This is a genomic window from Stenotrophomonas sp. STEN147 (genome assembly GCF_056757995.1).
Genome location: NZ_JBRRCG010000018.1, coordinates 44,909 through 59,469, shown reverse-complemented (window position 1 = coordinate 59,469; position 14,561 = coordinate 44,909). Strand labels below are relative to the sequence as shown.

At 66.8% G+C, this 14,561-nt stretch carries 15 protein-coding genes; 10 read left to right on the top strand and 5 right to left on the bottom strand.

The genetic code is table 11. From position 1 onward, the window contains the following. Window positions 1-301 precede the first annotated feature (301 nt). The 4 genes from ACVOKU_RS15800 to ACVOKU_RS15785 all read left to right on the top strand — a co-directional run bounded on the left by ACVOKU_RS15800 (window position 302) and on the right by ACVOKU_RS15785 (window position 2,795). Window positions 302-1,060 (top strand): DUF3011 domain-containing protein, encoded by a 759-nt coding sequence (locus tag ACVOKU_RS15800; RefSeq protein ID WP_481560347.1) that lies wholly within the window; start codon window positions 302-304, stop codon window positions 1,058-1,060. A gap of 84 nt (window positions 1,061-1,144) precedes the next feature. After that, complete coding sequence (gene rocF, locus ACVOKU_RS15795; protein ID WP_053520148.1) at window positions 1,145-2,065, top strand: arginase; 921 nt, start codon at window positions 1,145-1,147, stop codon at window positions 2,063-2,065. A 158-nt stretch (window positions 2,066-2,223) separates the two neighbouring features. Then, entirely contained in the window at window positions 2,224-2,361 is a 138-nt protein-coding gene (locus ACVOKU_RS15790; RefSeq protein WP_053520147.1) for an entericidin A/B family lipoprotein, read from the top strand. 212 nt (window positions 2,362-2,573) lie between these two features. Next, window positions 2,574-2,795 carry a CsbD family protein gene (locus tag ACVOKU_RS15785; protein ID WP_019661831.1) on the top strand — a complete coding sequence of 74 codons (222 nt, stop codon included), beginning with the start codon at window positions 2,574-2,576 and terminating at the stop codon, window positions 2,793-2,795. Between the two features lie 72 nt (window positions 2,796-2,867). Here the strand turns inward: ACVOKU_RS15785 and ACVOKU_RS15780 are convergent, their stop codons facing one another. Further along, window positions 2,868-3,665, bottom strand: coding sequence for a hypothetical protein (locus tag ACVOKU_RS15780; RefSeq protein WP_065174207.1), 798 nt, complete (start codon window positions 3,663-3,665; stop codon window positions 2,868-2,870). A gap of 108 nt (window positions 3,666-3,773) precedes the next feature. On the opposite strand from ACVOKU_RS15780, the gene ACVOKU_RS15775 reads away from it, so the two are divergent. From ACVOKU_RS15775 to ACVOKU_RS15760, 4 genes are all read left to right on the top strand, one after another. Further along, window positions 3,774-5,069 (top strand): tryptophan--tRNA ligase, encoded by a 1,296-nt coding sequence (locus tag ACVOKU_RS15775; protein WP_197572246.1) that lies wholly within the window; start codon window positions 3,774-3,776, stop codon window positions 5,067-5,069. Window positions 5,070-5,197: 128 nt separating this feature from the next. Next, entirely contained in the window at window positions 5,198-5,488 is a 291-nt protein-coding gene (locus ACVOKU_RS15770; protein WP_065182023.1) for a hypothetical protein, read from the top strand. A gap of 102 nt (window positions 5,489-5,590) precedes the next feature. After that, window positions 5,591-6,523, top strand: a complete 933-nt coding sequence (locus tag ACVOKU_RS15765; RefSeq protein WP_053520143.1) for an MBL fold metallo-hydrolase — start codon at window positions 5,591-5,593, stop codon at window positions 6,521-6,523. An 81-nt stretch (window positions 6,524-6,604) separates the two neighbouring features. Further along, complete coding sequence (locus ACVOKU_RS15760) at window positions 6,605-8,257, top strand: M28 family metallopeptidase (RefSeq protein WP_111186493.1); 1,653 nt, start codon at window positions 6,605-6,607, stop codon at window positions 8,255-8,257. A 3-nt stretch (window positions 8,258-8,260) separates the two neighbouring features. Here the strand turns inward: ACVOKU_RS15760 and ACVOKU_RS15755 are convergent, their stop codons facing one another. Together ACVOKU_RS15755 and ACVOKU_RS15750 are read right to left on the bottom strand one after the other, a co-directional pair. Then, window positions 8,261-8,557 (bottom strand): hypothetical protein, encoded by a 297-nt coding sequence (locus ACVOKU_RS15755; protein ID WP_481560357.1) that lies wholly within the window; start codon window positions 8,555-8,557, stop codon window positions 8,261-8,263. A 67-nt stretch (window positions 8,558-8,624) separates the two neighbouring features. Further along, window positions 8,625-9,959: an MFS transporter gene (locus ACVOKU_RS15750; protein ID WP_481560346.1), complete on the bottom strand. Its 1,335-nt coding sequence runs from the start codon at window positions 9,957-9,959 to the stop codon at window positions 8,625-8,627. 224 nt (window positions 9,960-10,183) lie between these two features. Between ACVOKU_RS15750 and yedA the strand changes: the two genes are divergently transcribed. Both yedA and rarD read left to right on the top strand, forming a co-directional pair. Further along, window positions 10,184-11,089: a drug/metabolite exporter YedA gene (gene yedA / locus ACVOKU_RS15745; protein WP_481560345.1), complete on the top strand. Its 906-nt coding sequence runs from the start codon at window positions 10,184-10,186 to the stop codon at window positions 11,087-11,089. After that, a complete protein-coding gene (rarD, locus tag ACVOKU_RS15740; protein WP_180876916.1) occupies window positions 11,086-11,985 on the top strand; it encodes an EamA family transporter RarD in 900 nt (299 codons plus the stop codon). The genes yedA and rarD overlap by 4 nt, the downstream gene beginning before the upstream one ends. Before the next feature lie 72 nt (window positions 11,986-12,057). Here rarD and ACVOKU_RS15735 read toward each other — a convergent pair whose 3' ends face one another. Next, window positions 12,058-13,380, bottom strand: coding sequence for an ABC transporter permease (locus tag ACVOKU_RS15735; protein ID WP_128987897.1), 1,323 nt, complete (start codon window positions 13,378-13,380; stop codon window positions 12,058-12,060). Window positions 13,381-13,393: 13 nt separating this feature from the next. Beyond that, the gene (locus tag ACVOKU_RS15730) at window positions 13,394-14,551 is read right to left on the bottom strand and encodes an ABC transporter permease (protein WP_053516548.1); all 1,158 of its coding nucleotides are present in this window, start codon (window positions 14,549-14,551) and stop codon (window positions 13,394-13,396) included. Window positions 14,552-14,561: the final 10 nt, after the last annotated feature.

Genomic DNA, 14,561 nt, shown 5'->3' with positions numbered 1-14,561 from the left:
TGCGATTCGAAAGGAAAAATGAATTATCGCTTTTGGCCTGTTTGGCGCGATGTAAAGGCAAAAGCGACATCCTGCGCGAGGCCTTCGCAATGGCTGAACTCCAGTGATCCCACCCCCGGCAATGGACGCGGCACACGCGAAGTAAAGCTGGCTTAACCGGTGCGGCAAAGCGCGGCAGCACGATGCTAACGGCAAATGCCGGCAAGCGCAGCCCGGATCCTGATGCTCCTCACGGATCGGCACTGCGGCCGACGTCATACTGCCGCTATCCGCCCAGCCTGGGTTTCCCTGGAATCCGCTCATGCGTCGTCATGGCCTGTCGCTCACCGTCGCACTGTTCACCACCGCATTCGCGGCTCCCGTCATGGCGGGTGTTCCCTTCTTCAACGCCCGCTGCCCGGGCGGGATCGATGTGCACGCAGACGAAGGCGGCCCGGTCTACGTACAGGGGCGCGAGGCCACGCTGCAGCGCTTCAACGACCGCTACTTCGAGGCGCGCGATGCACAGAGCGGCGTGACCCTGTCGGTCAGTACGAATGACGAGGGCACCCCCCAGGTCAGCTACACCGGCCACGGCGGCGCCAACGGGGTGTGCCAGGTCAGCAGCGGGGGTGTGCCTTCGCCATCCCGGCCAAAGGCGCCCAGCCGTGCCGATTCCGACACAGCGTTGCCGCGCGAGGTGACCTGCGAGTCCACCGATCAACGCCAGGTGTCGTGCGACATGGATACCCGTGGCACTGTGGAGATCGCGCGCCAGCTCAGCCACACGCGCTGCGAGCAGGGCCAGAACTGGGGTCTTTCGCGTCAATCGGTCTGGGTCAACGGCGGTTGCCGTGCGGTGTTCCGGAACGTCTCGATGTCGGCATCGGGCGCGCCTGCGGGCGATACCGCGCTGGGCGCCTGCAACATGAGCAAGGCCGCGCAGGGCACGCTGGTGACCCAGGTGCCGGTGGGGAGCGACTACCAGGAACTGATCATCGATTATCCCGATGGCCGCTTCCTGTGCATGATGCGCAACAACGGCCAGGTGCAGACCCTGACACCGATTCGCCACCGCTGACCGCGTCTGCCTGCTGCACCGCCGCGAGTCGTGTCACACAGCTCTGGCTAGACTGTGCCTCTTTTTCCGTTGCAGGAGGCACCCATGGCCCATCCCATTTCCGTCTCGTTGATCGGCGTCCCCACCGATGTCGGTGCCGGCCATCGGGGTGCGCGGCTGGGGCCGGAAGCGCTGCGCGTGGCGGGCCTGCCGGAGGCGCTGGCGGCGCGCGGTGTGGATGTGCGTGACCTGGGCAATCTGGATGGCCCGCGCAATCCGTGGACCGCGCCGGTCGAAGGCTACCGCCATCTGGACGAGGTGGTGGCCTGGAACCATGCACTGATGGAGGCCAGCTATGCCGAGCTGCAGGCCGGGCGCATGCCGATCATGCTCGGGGGCGACCATTGCCTGGGCATCGGCTCGATCACCGCAGTGGCCCGCTGGTGCCGCGAGCAGGGCAAGACCCTGCGCGTGCTGTGGCTGGATGCACACTCGGACTTCAACACCAGTGATGTCACGCCGTCGGGCAACATCCACGGCATGCCGGTGGCCTGCCTGTGCGGGCTGGGGCCGGAGGCACTGACCCGTCTGGGCGGCAGTGCGCCGGCAATCACGCCCGCCCAGGTGCACCAGATCGGCATCCGCTCGGTGGACCCGGAAGAGAAGCGCCTGATCAAGACCCACAAGGTCGACGTCTACGACATGCGCTACATCGACGAGAACGGCATGAAGCGCACCGTGGAGGCCGCGCTGGCCGGAATCGATGACAGCACCCATCTGCATGTCAGCTTCGATGTCGACTTCCTCGACCCGAGCATCGCACCCGGCGTCGGCACCACGGTGCCGGGCGGGGTGAACTACCGCGAAGCGCAGCTGGTGATGGAAATGATCGCCGACAGCGGGCGCATGGGGTCGCTGGATATCGTCGAGCTCAATCCGCTGCTGGACAAGCAGAACGCCACCGCCGAACTGGCCGTGGACCTGGTGGAAAGCCTGTTCGGCAAATCCACGCTGATGCGCGATTGAGGGCATCCCTGAACGGATCGCCGATCCGTTCACGCCCGCTGCACGCCGCAGCCGCCAGATTGCACCTCACGCGGCGGCGGTGGCTTCGGCCCTGCCTGCCGAGCGACAGAACCCCATCCGCGTTGTAGCGGTGAAGCGGCGAACCCAAGGAGAAGCCCATGAAGCGCGTAGTTGCCCTGATGCTGTTGTCGATGTTCTCGGTGGCCATGCTGGCCGGCTGCAACACCGTTGCCGGTGCCGGCAAGGACGTGCAGAAGGCCGGTGAAAAGGTCGAGGATGCCGCCAAGGGCAACTAAGCCCGACGCGGTGTGGAACAGAAAAAGGCCGGGATCTTCCCGGCCTTTTTTGTGCGTGTGTGCTGCCGTGTTGTTGCCATCGCGTGTGGCGATGGAGTGAACCATTCAAGCACGTGAGCATGTGTTTCATGAGCGGTTGACCGCCTTTCAACAGCGGATGCGGGAAGCTGGAGCCACGGTAAGAACGCCGTTGCAACCAAGGATTTCCAGCAATGAACAAAGACATCATTTCCGGCAAGTGGTCGCAGCTGAAGGGCAAGGCCCAGGCCAAGTGGGGCGATCTGACCAACGACGATTTCGATGTGGCCGAGGGCAATGCCGAATATCTGGCCGGCCGCCTGCAGGAACGGTATGGCTGGGCCAAGGACCGCGCCGAGAAGGAAGTCCGTGACTTCGAAGACAGCGTGCGCAAGGACTACCCGGACTACAAGTAAGCAGCCGGCGGTAAGCGGTTCCCCCACGTCGACGCCCGTACCCTCTGGTGCGGGCGTCGTGCTGTCAGGGGCTCAACGTGTCGGCGGATCCGGCACGTAGCGGTTCGGAAACGCCTGCGGCTCGCGCGGCAGGCGCGAAGGCGGGTCGAGCACGATGCCGCGTGCGCGCAGCGCGCGTGCGCTGTCGTAACGCAGCTGCACGACCTGTGCCGGCGTGCGGCTGGCCCGTTCGAATGCGGTATCACGCACCGAGGAGCGTTCGCGCGCGCCGTGACCGGTGCCCAGCGACGGTGCCTGCGACCGCGCTGAGTAGCCGTCCATGCGGCTGGCGCTGGCGTCCGCAGCGGATTCCGCAGCGGCCGGCGCCGGGGCGCCACGGCGCAGCAGCGGCTCCGGTCGGAGCGGCCAGCGACGGGCCTCCTCGAACACCGCCGCGCCGATCACCCCGATGTTGTCCGCACGGCCGGTACGGCTGGCATAGCTGCCACTGGGGCTGCTGAAGACGAACTGCGCCACTTCATCCTGGCTCTTGCGCCAGCCGGTGATGTCGGCGCGCTGGCCGGGGTTGAGCACATAGCCGGTCTGCGACGGGTCGGCATCTTCGCCGGAGATGGCATTGATGCCATCCACCGAGAGCACCACCAGCACCCGCCGAGGGCTGTCGTTGTACAGGCGTACCGCATAGCGATGGCCGCGCTCGCCCGCCACCCAGCGCTGTCCATCGGCCGCATGGCTGCGCAGTTCGGTGCCGCGGTCGCGGTCGATCAGGGTCATCCGCACAGGGCCGTCCTGCGGCATCGGCGGTGGCGGCGGAACCGGGCGGAAGCCGGCCAGGGGCAGGATCAGCAGCAGGGGCAGCAGGCGTTTCATGTGGGAACTCCGGTGGGCTCGGGTGAATGAACGACCCGCAGGCCCTGACGGGGTTGGCCGTGGGCACGGTAAACTGGTTCCGTTCATCGAAGGTTTCCCCACGCAGTCATGACGACCCGAGTCCTTACCGGCATCACCCCCTCCGGCACCCCCCATCTGGGCAACTACGTTGGCGCCATCCGTCCGGCCATCGCGGCCAGCCGCACCCCGGGGATCGAGAGCTTCTTCTTCCTGGCCGACCTGCACAGCCTGATCAAGGCGCAGGATCCGCAGCGCACCCAGCGCGCGACCCTTGAGATCGCAGCCAGCTGGCTGGCCTGCGGCCTGGATCCGGAACACGTCTGGTTCTACCGCCAGAGCGACATCCGCGAAACCACCGAACTGATGTGGTTCCTGACCGCGATCGCCAGCAAGGGCATCCTCAATCGTGCCCATGCTTACAAGGCAGCGGTGGACAAGAACCGCGAGGAAGGCCTGGACGAGGATGCCGGCGTCAGCGCCGGGCTGTTCATGTACCCGGTGCTGATGGCTGCCGACATCCTGATCTTCAAGGCCAACCAGGTGCCGGTCGGTCGTGACCAGATCCAGCACATCGAGATGGCCCGCGACTTCGCCCAGCGCTTCAATCACGTCTATGGCAGGGAATACTTCCCGCTGCCGGAGGTGGTGATCGATGAGCAGGTGGCCACGCTGGCCGGCCTCGACGGCCGCAAGATGAGCAAGAGCTACCACAACACCATTCCGCTGTTCGCGCCGCGCGAGGAGCTGAAGAAGCTGGTGTTCTCGATCCTGACCGACTCGCGCGCACCGGGCGAGCCCAAGGACACCGAGGGTTCGGCGCTGTTCCAGATGTACCAGGCCTTCGCCACTCCCGAGCAGACCGCTGCTTTCGCCCGGGCATTCGCCGAGGGCATCAGCTGGGGCGATGCCAAGCAGCAGTTGTTCGAGCGCATCGACGGTGAGCTGTCACCGTTGCGCGAGCGTTACAACGCGCTGATGGCCGAGCCGGAAAAGATCGAGGCGCTGCTGAAGCGCCGTGGCCAGCAGCTGCGCGAGACGTTCGCGATGCCGCTGCTGGATGAGCTGCGGCACGCCGTGGGGTTGCGCGACCTGTCCACCGCCGGCGACATCGCCAGCGAGGATGCCGGCGCTGCCCGTGTGGCGCCGCCGCAGTTCAAGCAGTACCGCGAGAAGGATGGTCGCTTCTACTTCAAGCTGACCGCCGGCGACGGCACGCTGCTGATGCAGAGCATTGGTTTTGATTCGCCGCGCGATGCCGGCCAGTTGATCGCCGTGATCAAGCAGGCCGAGCAGGGTGATGCGCTGCAGAGCGAGCTGTTCAAGCTGGAGGCGGAGGTTGACGCGGTCCTGGCGGCGCTGGCGGTGCTGCGCGAAGATGCCTGAGCGGAGGCTGCTGTAACGCCGGGCCCATGCCCGGCGGCGCTACCTGATGCACCCCGCCGGGCATGGCCCGGCGCTACCGATGGATGTGGAGTCGGGCATCGGGCCCGGCGCTATGGAAGGAGTCTGCGATGGCGTGGTTGTCGCTGCTGCTTTTCCTGCCCTGGTTCGTCGTGCTGGGCAGCCTGTACTGGCTGTTCCCGCGCCAGCCGCGCACGTCGCGGCGGCGCCTGTTCGATGGCCTGGTGCTGCTGCTGGCCTTTGTTCTGAGCATCGTGGCGATGCTGTGGGGCCACCACCTGGGCCTGGTGCAGACCGACGCGGGGCCGATCTGGCCGCAGGTGCTGGCGGTGCTCTATGCCTACGGCGCGTTCCTGGCGGTGCTGGTGCTGGCACTGCTGCTGCGACCGCGATGGTTGTAGTCCCGGGGCAGAGTGCGTGCCTCCGACCAAAGCCGCATCGAACCGGTCCTGCCTGCGCGCCTACCATGGACGCCTGATTCCGATTCCGCCAGGTGCGTGCCGATGATCGCCGACCCCAGCATCCACACCATCGATACCGGCTTCCAACGTCCCGACTTCGATGCGGCCTACCTGATCGTCGAGAACGGGCGGGGCGCCTTCGTGGACTGTGGCACCGGCCTGTCCGTGCCGGCGATGCTGCGGGCGCTGTCCGATGCCGGCCTGCAGCCCGACGCGGTGGACTGGCTTCTGCTCACCCATGTGCATCTGGACCATGCCGGCGGTGCGGGCCTGTTGATGCAGCAGCTGCCCAATGCCCGGGCCGTGCTGCATCCGCGCGGTGCGCCGCACATGATCGATCCGACCCGGCTGATCGCCGGCGCCACCGCAGTCTACGGCGCGGAAGAGATCGCACGCAGCTATGGCCGCATCGAGGCGATTCCCGAGCACCGCGTCGTGGTGGCCGAGGATGGCCATCGCCTCGATCTTGCCGGACGCGAACTGCTCCTGCTGCATACGCCCGGCCACGCACTGCATCACTACTGCGTATGGGATGCGCGCAGCCGCAGCTGGTTCACCGGCGATACCTTCGGTATCTCCTACCGCGAACTGGACAGCGCGCAGGGCGCCTTCATTTTTCCGACCTCTTCGCCCGTGCAGTTCGATCCCGAAGCGATGAAGGCGTCGATCCAGCGCATGCTCGACTACGATCCGCAGTCGATGTACCTCACCCACTATGGCCGCGTGGAGCAGGTGCAGCGGCTGGCCGGCGACCTGTTCGAGCAGATCGATGCGATGGCGGCGATCGGCCGCCAGTGCGACGAGCGGCCCGACCGCCATCGCTGCCTGCTGGCGGCGCTGCAGGCCCTGTACCTGGAGCGCGCGCAGCAGCATGGCTGTGTGCTGGATGACGCAGCGGTGGTGGCCGTGCTGGCCATGGACATCGAGCTCAACGCGCAGGGACTGGCCTGCTGGCTGGATCGCGAGCGCCGCTGACGGAGCGGGACTGCGGCCGGCACTGCTGTCACGTTACACTCTGGTGACTTCCCATCCTGCCGTGGTATTGCCGTGAACCCGATGCGCGTGTTGCTGCTGTCGTCCTGCCTGTTCGTGGGTGGCCTGGCCCAGGCGGCCAATGACCTTCCCGGCGGCGGTATCGACCCGCAGGCGCTGTCGCGCCACGTGCGTGTACTGGCGTCGGACGAATTCGAGGGCCGCGCTCCGGCCAGCGAAGGCGAAGAGCGCACCGTGCAGTACCTGATCGAGCAGTTCCGCAGCTATGGCCTGCAACCCGGCGGCGTGGACGGCAGCTGGGTGCAGCCGGTGCCGCTGGTGCGTGCGCAGCTGGAGGGTGCGGCCACGGCCAGCCTGGCGTTGAAGCAGGGCCGCCGCGCCCTGGTCAATGGCGTGGATGTGACCCTGCAGAGCCTGCAGCCGCGCGCCCGGGTGCAGATCAAGGATGCACCGCTGGTGTTCGTGGGCTATGGCATCGACGCACCGGAACGCCATTGGAACGACTACAAGGACATTGACCTGCACGGCAAGATTGCCGTGGTACTGATCAATGATGCCGATTTCGAGGCCGACGCTCCCGGCGCGTTCGATGGCAAGGCAGTGACCTACTACGGCCGCTGGACCTACAAGTTCGAGGAGGCTGCGCGCCGCGGCGCCGAAGGTGTGCTGATCGTGCACGAGACCGCACCTGCGGCCTATGGCTGGGCGACGGTGAAGAGCTCGGGCACTTCGCCGTTGTTCGATATCGAGCGCAGCCAGGCCGAGGCGATGGCCCAGCACACACCGCTGCGCGGCTGGATGCAGCGCGAGCTGGCCGAGGCGATCTTCGCCGACGCCGGCCTCGATTTCGAGGCGGAGAAGCGCAAGGCGATGCGTGCCGACTTCCGTCCGGTGGCCCTGGACAACGCGCGGCTGAGCGTCGATTTCGCCCTCAAGCGCGAACAGGTGGTGACCCGCAACGTCGTGGCCAAGCTGCCGGGCGGCGAGCACGGCGATGAAGCAGTGATCTTCTCGGCGCACTGGGACGCTTTCGGCATCGGCCAGCCCGATGCGAAGGGCGACCGCGTGCGCCGTGGCGCCATCGACAACGCCACCGGCGTGGCTACCGTGCTGGAACTGGGCCGGGTGTTCGCGGCCGGCCCGCAGCCGCAGCGCACGCTCTACTTCGTGGCGCTGACGGCTGAAGAAAAGGGATTGCTGGGGGCCAGCTACTACGCTGCGCATCCGCTGGCGCCGCTGGACAAGACCGCTGCCGTACTGAACATCGAGATGTTCAGCCCGGATGGGCCGACCCGTGACATCGCTTCGTGGGGCAAGGGCCGGGTATCGCTGGAAGGCGACCTGGAGCGGGTGGCCAAGGCACGCGGCCGCAGCTACAGCCCGGACCCCAACCTGGAGGCCGGTTTCTTCTACCGCGCCGACCATTTCGCCTTCGCCCGGCTGGGTGTACCGGCGATCACCATCGGCCCGGGCCTGGACAAGCTGGACGGCGGCGTGGACGCCGGGCGCGCGCTGCGCGAGAAGTACTTCGCCGACTGCTATCACCAGGCCTGCGACGCATGGACGCCGGGCTGGGATCCCAGCGGTCATGCCGCCGATACGCTGCTGGTCTACGACCTGGGCGCGGAGCTGGCCAACAGCCGGCGCTGGCCGACCTGGGAGAAGGACTCCGAGTTCCGCGCTGCCCGCGACAAGAGCGAGGCGGCACGCCGCTGACGGCTAGCGCCTGCGCAGCAGCGTCCAGGCACCCCATGCGCTGGCGGCCAATGCCGCCAGGTAGCAGGTGATCATGGTGCCGAGGCTGACCGTGCGCAGGCCGCTGAAGCGGCCGAGCAGGTTCATCCGCAGCGAGCTGTGACCGCTGCCCAGGTCCACTGCCAGCTGCAGTGCAAGCGCGGTGGCGAACACCAGAAGGGCGATGCCGAAGCCGGTGCGTGGCCAGCGCGCCTGCGCGCCCGGGCGTCGCAGCAGCCAGGCCAGCGTGGTTGCCACCGTCAGCAGCAGGGCGGCCCACATCAGGGGCGTGGCGGGAGATGCGGCAGCCACCGGCATTGCACCGGTGGCTGCCATCAGCACGGCATCCTTACTTGCGGGTGCCGTCGAGCCAGTTCGGGCCCTTGTTGGTGAGGAAGAACACATAGACCACCAACGATACCGCGATGGTGGCGGTGACATAGATGGCGAACCAGTCCACGTGGCCGGTCTTCAGCGCGCCCTGGTACAGCAGCGGGGCCGTACCGCCGAACAGCGAGTTGGCCAGCGCGTAGCCCAGGCCCACGCCCAGTGCCCGTACGTGGGTCGGGAACAGTTCGGCCTTCACCACGGCGTTGATCGAGGTGTAGCCGGTGAGGATGACGAAGCCCAGCGCCAGGGTGAGGAAGGCGAAGGTAGCATCGTGCTGGTGCGGCAGCTGCGTGATCAGGTACCAGCTGTACAGCACGCCGCCCACGCCGAAGAACACCAGCAGGCTCTTGCGCCCGATGATGTCCGACAGCCAGCCGCCGACCGGCTGCAGCACCATCAGGAAGGCCAGCACGCCCAGGTTGATCAGGGTGCCGGTCATCGGGTCGTCGCCTGCGAAGGCGCTCTGGATCATCTTCGGGCCGTTCACCGAGTAGGTGTAGAAGGCAATGGTGCCGCCGGCGGTGATCAGGAAGCACAGCAGCAGCGGGCGCCACTGGTGCACGAACAGTTCGTACATCGAACCGGATTTCTTGGCCTTGCCTTCGCGCGCGGCCTCGATCGAGGATTCTTCCAGCGACTCATCCATGCCACGGCGCAGCCAGAACACCACGACCGCGGCGATGCCACCGATGCCGAAGGCGATGCGCCAGCCGAACTCGGAGATCTCCGGCTTGCCCCAGACGTTCAGCATCAGGAACAGGGTCAGCTGGGCCAGCACATGGCCGCCGACCAGGGTGACGTAGTGGAAGGAGGACAGGAAGCCACGACGACCCGGAATGGCGGCCTCGGACATGTAGGTGGCGCTCGCGCCGTACTCGCCACCGGTGGCGAAGCCCTGCAGCAGGCGCGCGAACAGCAGGATGATCGCCGCCCAGATGCCGATGCTGGCGGCAGTGGGGGTGATGGCGATGATGAAGGAGCAGAACGCCATCAGCGTGACCGATACGGTCAGGGCCAGGCGACGGCCGTGGCGGTCGGCGAAGCGGCCGAAGAACCAGGCACCGATCGGGCGCATCAGGAAGGTCGCGGCGAAGATCGCCCAGACGTACATCGTGGAGTTCTTGTCTTCCGGCGAGAAGAACTGCGACTCGAAGTACACGGCGAACACCGAGTACACGTAGACGTCATACCACTCCACCAGGTTACCGGCGGAGCCTTTGAGGGTATTGGAGATCGAGCGGCGCAATGCGGCGCCGTCGGTCGCGGGAACAGCAGGGTGGGGCGTGGTGCTCATCTGGGCGGGGATCCTCGATGCGATAGCGTCCGTGCGCGGAAAATACAGCGTCCGACCATGTGGTGGCGCAGCCGGGCAGCCTTCTTGGTACTGCATGACCCGTCAACGCGGGGTGGCAGGCCAGGACAGGGTGCATGGATGGACGACAGCGTGCCACCTTGCGGGGTGCCGGACCATACTCAAAACGTCCTAGAATCCGCCTTCCCCCGGTCCCTTGGTGCGTCATGTCGGCTCCCCCTGTTCCGTCTGCGGCTGCCCCCCGGGGCGGCCTTGTCGTGTTGGCGCTGCTGCTGGTCTACGTGGTCTGGGGCTCGACCTATCTCGGTATCGCCAAGGCCCTGCACGGCGGTGCGCTGCCGCTGACGATGGTCTCCGGCAGCCGCTTCATCATCGCCGGGGGCCTGATGTACCTGGCGCTGCGCCTGTTCTGGAAAATGCCGAAGCCGACGTTGCGGCAGTGGCGCAGCCTGGTGCTCATGGGGGTGACCATGCTGGTGCTGGGCAACGGCATGGTGGTGCTGGCCGAACGCGATGTGTCGTCCGGCCTGGCGGCCACGGCGGTGGCGTCGGTGCCCCTGTGGATGGCGCTGTTCTCGGCGCTGCGCGGCCAGCACGCCAGCCGCGGCGAATGGCTGGGCATTGCCATCGGCTTCCTCGGCGTTGTCTGGCTGAATGCGGGCAGCAGCCTGACGGCGACGCCCACCGGGCTGGTGCTGCTGCTGATCGCACCGATCGGCTGGGCCTTCGGCTCGGTGTGGGCGCGCGGCCTGGACCTGCCTGGCCCGTTCATGACGGCCGCCGGGCAGATGATCTGCGGCGGCGTGCTGCTGGTGCTGATCGGGCTGGCGGCGGGTGAGCGACCCACCACGCTGCCCGATACTGGTGGCCTGCTGGCCATGGCCTATCTGTGCGTGTTCGGCTCGATCGTCGCGTTCACGGCCTACGTGTGGCTGCTGCAGAACGTACGCCCGGCGCTGGCCGGCAGCTATGCCTACGTCAACCCGGTGATCGCGGTGCTGCTGGGCGCAGCCCTCAACAGCGAACGCTTCGGCTGGCGCGACGTGCTGGCGATGGTGGTGATTCTGCTGGGCGTGGTGGTACTGACAATGGCAAGGACGCGCAAGCGATGAACATCGACGAGACAGAACAACGCCGGGGCCTGCTGGTCACCGCATCCACCTTCGTGCTGTGGGGACTGGTGCCGGTGTACTGGCACCTGCTCAATGAAGTGCCATCGTTCCAGATCATCGCCCATCGCATCATCTGGAGCACGGTGCTGGTGGTGGCCTGGCTGCTGCTCAGTGCGAAACTGGGCTGGTGGCGGAAGATCGCCGCGCAGCCGCGCGCGCTGCCGATCCTGGCGGTGTCGAGCCTGACCATCGCGTTCAATTGGGGCCTGTACATCTGGGCCGTCAATGCCGGCCACGTGATCGAGACCAGCCTGGGCTACTTCATCAACCCGCTGGTGAACGTGCTGCTGGGGGTGCTGGTGCTGAAGGAACGCCTGCGCCGGCTGCAGTGGGTGGCGGTGGGCATGGCGGCGGTGGGCGTGGCCTGGCTGACTCTCGACGCTGGCACGCCGCCGTGGATCGCGCTGGGCCTGGCCTGTTCGTTCGGCCTGTACGGCCTGCTGCGCAAGCTGGTCTCGGTCGATCCCGTAGCCGGGCTGGGCGTGGAAAGCCTGTATCTGTTCCTGCCTGCGCTGGCGTTCGCGGTCTGGGCCGAGAATGGCCACGGTGGCGGATTCTTCAGCGGCTGGGGCCTGCGCAACGATCTGCTGCTGATCTTCGGCGGCGTGGTCACCGCCGTGCCGCTGATCGGTTTCGCCTACGGTGTGAAGCGCATCGCGCTGTCGCTGGTGGGCATCCTGCAGTACATCGCACCGAGCCTGCAGCTGCTGCTCGGCGTGTTCTTCTTCCACGAATCGTTCGACATGGCCAAGGCCGTCGGTTTTGCAGCGATCTGGGCCGGACTGCTGCTGTTCATCGGTGACAACCTGCGCACGATGCGGGCGGCAAAGCGCTGAGCCGGAAAGCAACGCGGGACGGAGCACCGGCCCCGTCCCGCGTCCGCGCCGCCTCCGCTGGCGGCGCATGCATCAGGTTTCGCGCAGTGCCGTGGTGATCGGCAGGCGGGCGGCGCGCAGCGCCGGGAACAGGCCACCGACCAGGCCGATGCCCAGGGCCCACTTCAGCCCCGTCCACAGCAGTTCCGGCGATACGTGGAACTTGAACACCACCGCGCTGAAGTTGCTGCCGATGGTGGACACGCTGTAGCCATTGAACAACAGCCATGCCACCGTGCAGCCCAGCAGGCCGCCGAGCAGGGCCAGCAGCATCGTTTCCAGCATCACCGCGGTCACCACCGGCAGTCCGCGGAAACCGATCGCGCGCATGGTGGCGATTTCGCGCGCACGCGTGGCCACGGCGGCATACATGGTGTTGAGCGCGCCGAACACCGCGCCCACCGCCATGATCGTACCGATCACCTTGCCGAGGATGTCGATCAGCTTGGTCAGGCCGCCGCCCTGCTTGCTGTAGTACGCACGGGTGGTTTCCACGTCCAGCTTCAGGCGCGGATCGGCGGCGACGGCGGCCTTGAACTGATCGAAGCCCGGCTTGCCCTCGGTACGCACGCTGATCGACTGCCAGGCACTGCGCTGGTACGTGGTGGCCAGGGTATCGGCGTCGGTCCACAGTTCGGAGTCATGCGCATCACCGGTGGCGAACACACCGACCACCGTCCAGGTCTGGTTGCCCAGGGTGAGCGTCCTGCCGACCTCCATGTCGCGGAACTGGCCCTTGGCGCCCTGGCCGACCACGATCTCGCGCAGGCCGGTAGCAAACTTGCGGCCTTCGATGATCTTGACCTTGTCATGCACCGCCCACGCCTGCGGCCCGACCCCCCGGAACTGCGCGTTGACGTCGGTACCGTCCGATTTGGAGACCAGGTTGACCACCTGCGAGAGTTCAGGCGACAGCAGCGGCCGTCCCTGCGCATCGCGGCTGATCCCGGGCAGAGTGGACAGCGTCGGTACCTGCTCGCGGGTGATGACCGAATTGGTTTCCGCCTGTGAGCCACCGCGCAGCACGATGGCGGTGGTGTCATCGCCGGTGTTGCTGAGCGTGGCCTGGAAGCCTTCGCCCATCGCCAGCATCGCCACCAGCACGCCGACCACGCCGGCGATGCCGACCACGATCACCGAGGATGCCCCCCAGCGCTGCGGCAGGCTGGCGATGCCGATGCGGGTGGCGGCCAGGGCCAGCCGCCCGCTGCGGGTCAGCGCCAGCCACAGCCCCACCAGCACCGCCACGGCAAGCACGCCCACCCACGGCAGGCCGATCCATACCGCCAGGCCGATTGCCAGCGCCAGCACGGTCACCGTGTTGCCGAACCACTTCTTGAGCTTGTTCTTGAACATGTCGGTGTCCTCCTCAGCGGCCGGCCAGTGCGTCGACGATCTTCAGGCGCTTGGCGCGCAGCGCCGGCAGCAGGCCGACGACCGCGCCGATCACCACGATCAGGCCCAATCCCATCAGCCAGGTCGGGGTGGGGATGTGCGGCGGCAGCAGGCCCATGCTCTTCGGTCCGATGGCGGGCAGGATCAGTGCCGCCAGGCCCATGCCGATCAGGCCACCGAGACCGATCAGCAGCACCGATTCGATCATCACCAGTATCAGCACCGTGCTGTCCTTGAAGCCCAGTGTCTTCAGCGTGGCCAGCTCCGGCACGCGCTCGCGCACGGCCTGGGCCATGGTGTTGCCGGTCAGCAGCAGCAGGGTGAAGAACACCGCGCCCATGATCGAGGTGACGATCATGCCGATGTCGGCAAACTGCTTGACGAAGGCCTGCTGGAACGCCGATTCGGTCTGGGTCTTGGTTTCGTGGTCGGAGTTGGCGGAAATCGCATCGATGGCCTGTGCCACCCGCGAAGAGTGGTCGGGGTTGTCGAGCGTCACCGTGTACCAGCTGACCTGGTTCTTGATGTAGTCGTTGGACTCATCGAAGTACTTCCAGTTCATCATCAGCTGGCGCTCTTCGTTGGAGGCCTGCGCCGGATCCTTGGAACGGAAGATGCCCTTCAGTTCCAGCGGCCAGTCGTTGCTGCCGCCGCGCGGGAAGATCGTCGCCTGCAGCGGGATGGTGTCGCCGACTTTCCAGCCGAACTGCTTGGCCAGGGTCTCGCCGACGATCGCACCGGTGCGGGTGTTCTTCCAGTCTTCCAGCTGCGCCGGGTCGATCTGCAGTTCGCGGTAGACGTCGAAGTAGTTGGGCGATACCGAGAAGTTCGGGAAGAAGTTCTTCGGATCCTGGTAGATGCCGCCGAACCACATGCCATAGGCCACGTCGCGCACGCCCGCCACCTGGCGGATCTGCGTTTCCAGGCGGATCGGCAGCGACTGGGTGATCGACAGGCGCGAGGCCACCACCAGGCGGTTGGCCCCTTCCACGCTGCCACCGGAGGTGAATGCCACGCGCACCGAGTCGAGCATGCCGAACAGGAGGAACGCGGCCACCACCGACAGCAGGGTCAGCAGGGTCCGGGTGCGGCTGCGGAACAGCTGCGCCCAGACCAGAGAGAAGTATTTCATCGCTGTGGCC

Coding starts and splice junctions, on each gene's coding strand:
- rarD (WP_180876916.1), top strand. CDS start 11,086: ATGAACATCGACGAGACAGAACAACGCCGGGGCCTGCTGGTCACCGCA.
- ACVOKU_RS15755 (WP_481560357.1), bottom strand. CDS start 8,557: ATGTGGGCCGCCCTGCTGCTGACGGTGGCAACCACGCTGGCCTGGCTG.
- ACVOKU_RS15785 (WP_019661831.1), top strand. CDS start 2,574: ATGAACAAAGACATCATTTCCGGCAAGTGGTCGCAGCTGAAGGGCAAG.
- ACVOKU_RS15800 (WP_481560347.1), top strand. CDS start 302: ATGCGTCGTCATGGCCTGTCGCTCACCGTCGCACTGTTCACCACCGCA.
- ACVOKU_RS15790 (WP_053520147.1), top strand. CDS start 2,224: ATGAAGCGCGTAGTTGCCCTGATGCTGTTGTCGATGTTCTCGGTGGCC.
- ACVOKU_RS15780 (WP_065174207.1), bottom strand. CDS start 3,665: ATGAAACGCCTGCTGCCCCTGCTGCTGATCCTGCCCCTGGCCGGCTTC.
- ACVOKU_RS15750 (WP_481560346.1), bottom strand. CDS start 9,959: ATGAGCACCACGCCCCACCCTGCTGTTCCCGCGACCGACGGCGCCGCA.
- ACVOKU_RS15735 (WP_128987897.1), bottom strand. CDS start 13,380: ATGTTCAAGAACAAGCTCAAGAAGTGGTTCGGCAACACGGTGACCGTG.
- ACVOKU_RS15730 (WP_053516548.1), bottom strand. CDS start 14,551: ATGAAATACTTCTCTCTGGTCTGGGCGCAGCTGTTCCGCAGCCGCACC.
- ACVOKU_RS15770 (WP_065182023.1), top strand. CDS start 5,198: ATGGCGTGGTTGTCGCTGCTGCTTTTCCTGCCCTGGTTCGTCGTGCTG.
- ACVOKU_RS15760 (WP_111186493.1), top strand. CDS start 6,605: ATGCGCGTGTTGCTGCTGTCGTCCTGCCTGTTCGTGGGTGGCCTGGCC.
- ACVOKU_RS15765 (WP_053520143.1), top strand. CDS start 5,591: ATGATCGCCGACCCCAGCATCCACACCATCGATACCGGCTTCCAACGT.
- ACVOKU_RS15775 (WP_197572246.1), top strand. CDS start 3,774: ATGACGACCCGAGTCCTTACCGGCATCACCCCCTCCGGCACCCCCCAT.
- yedA (WP_481560345.1), top strand. CDS start 10,184: ATGTCGGCTCCCCCTGTTCCGTCTGCGGCTGCCCCCCGGGGCGGCCTT.
- rocF (WP_053520148.1), top strand. CDS start 1,145: ATGGCCCATCCCATTTCCGTCTCGTTGATCGGCGTCCCCACCGATGTC.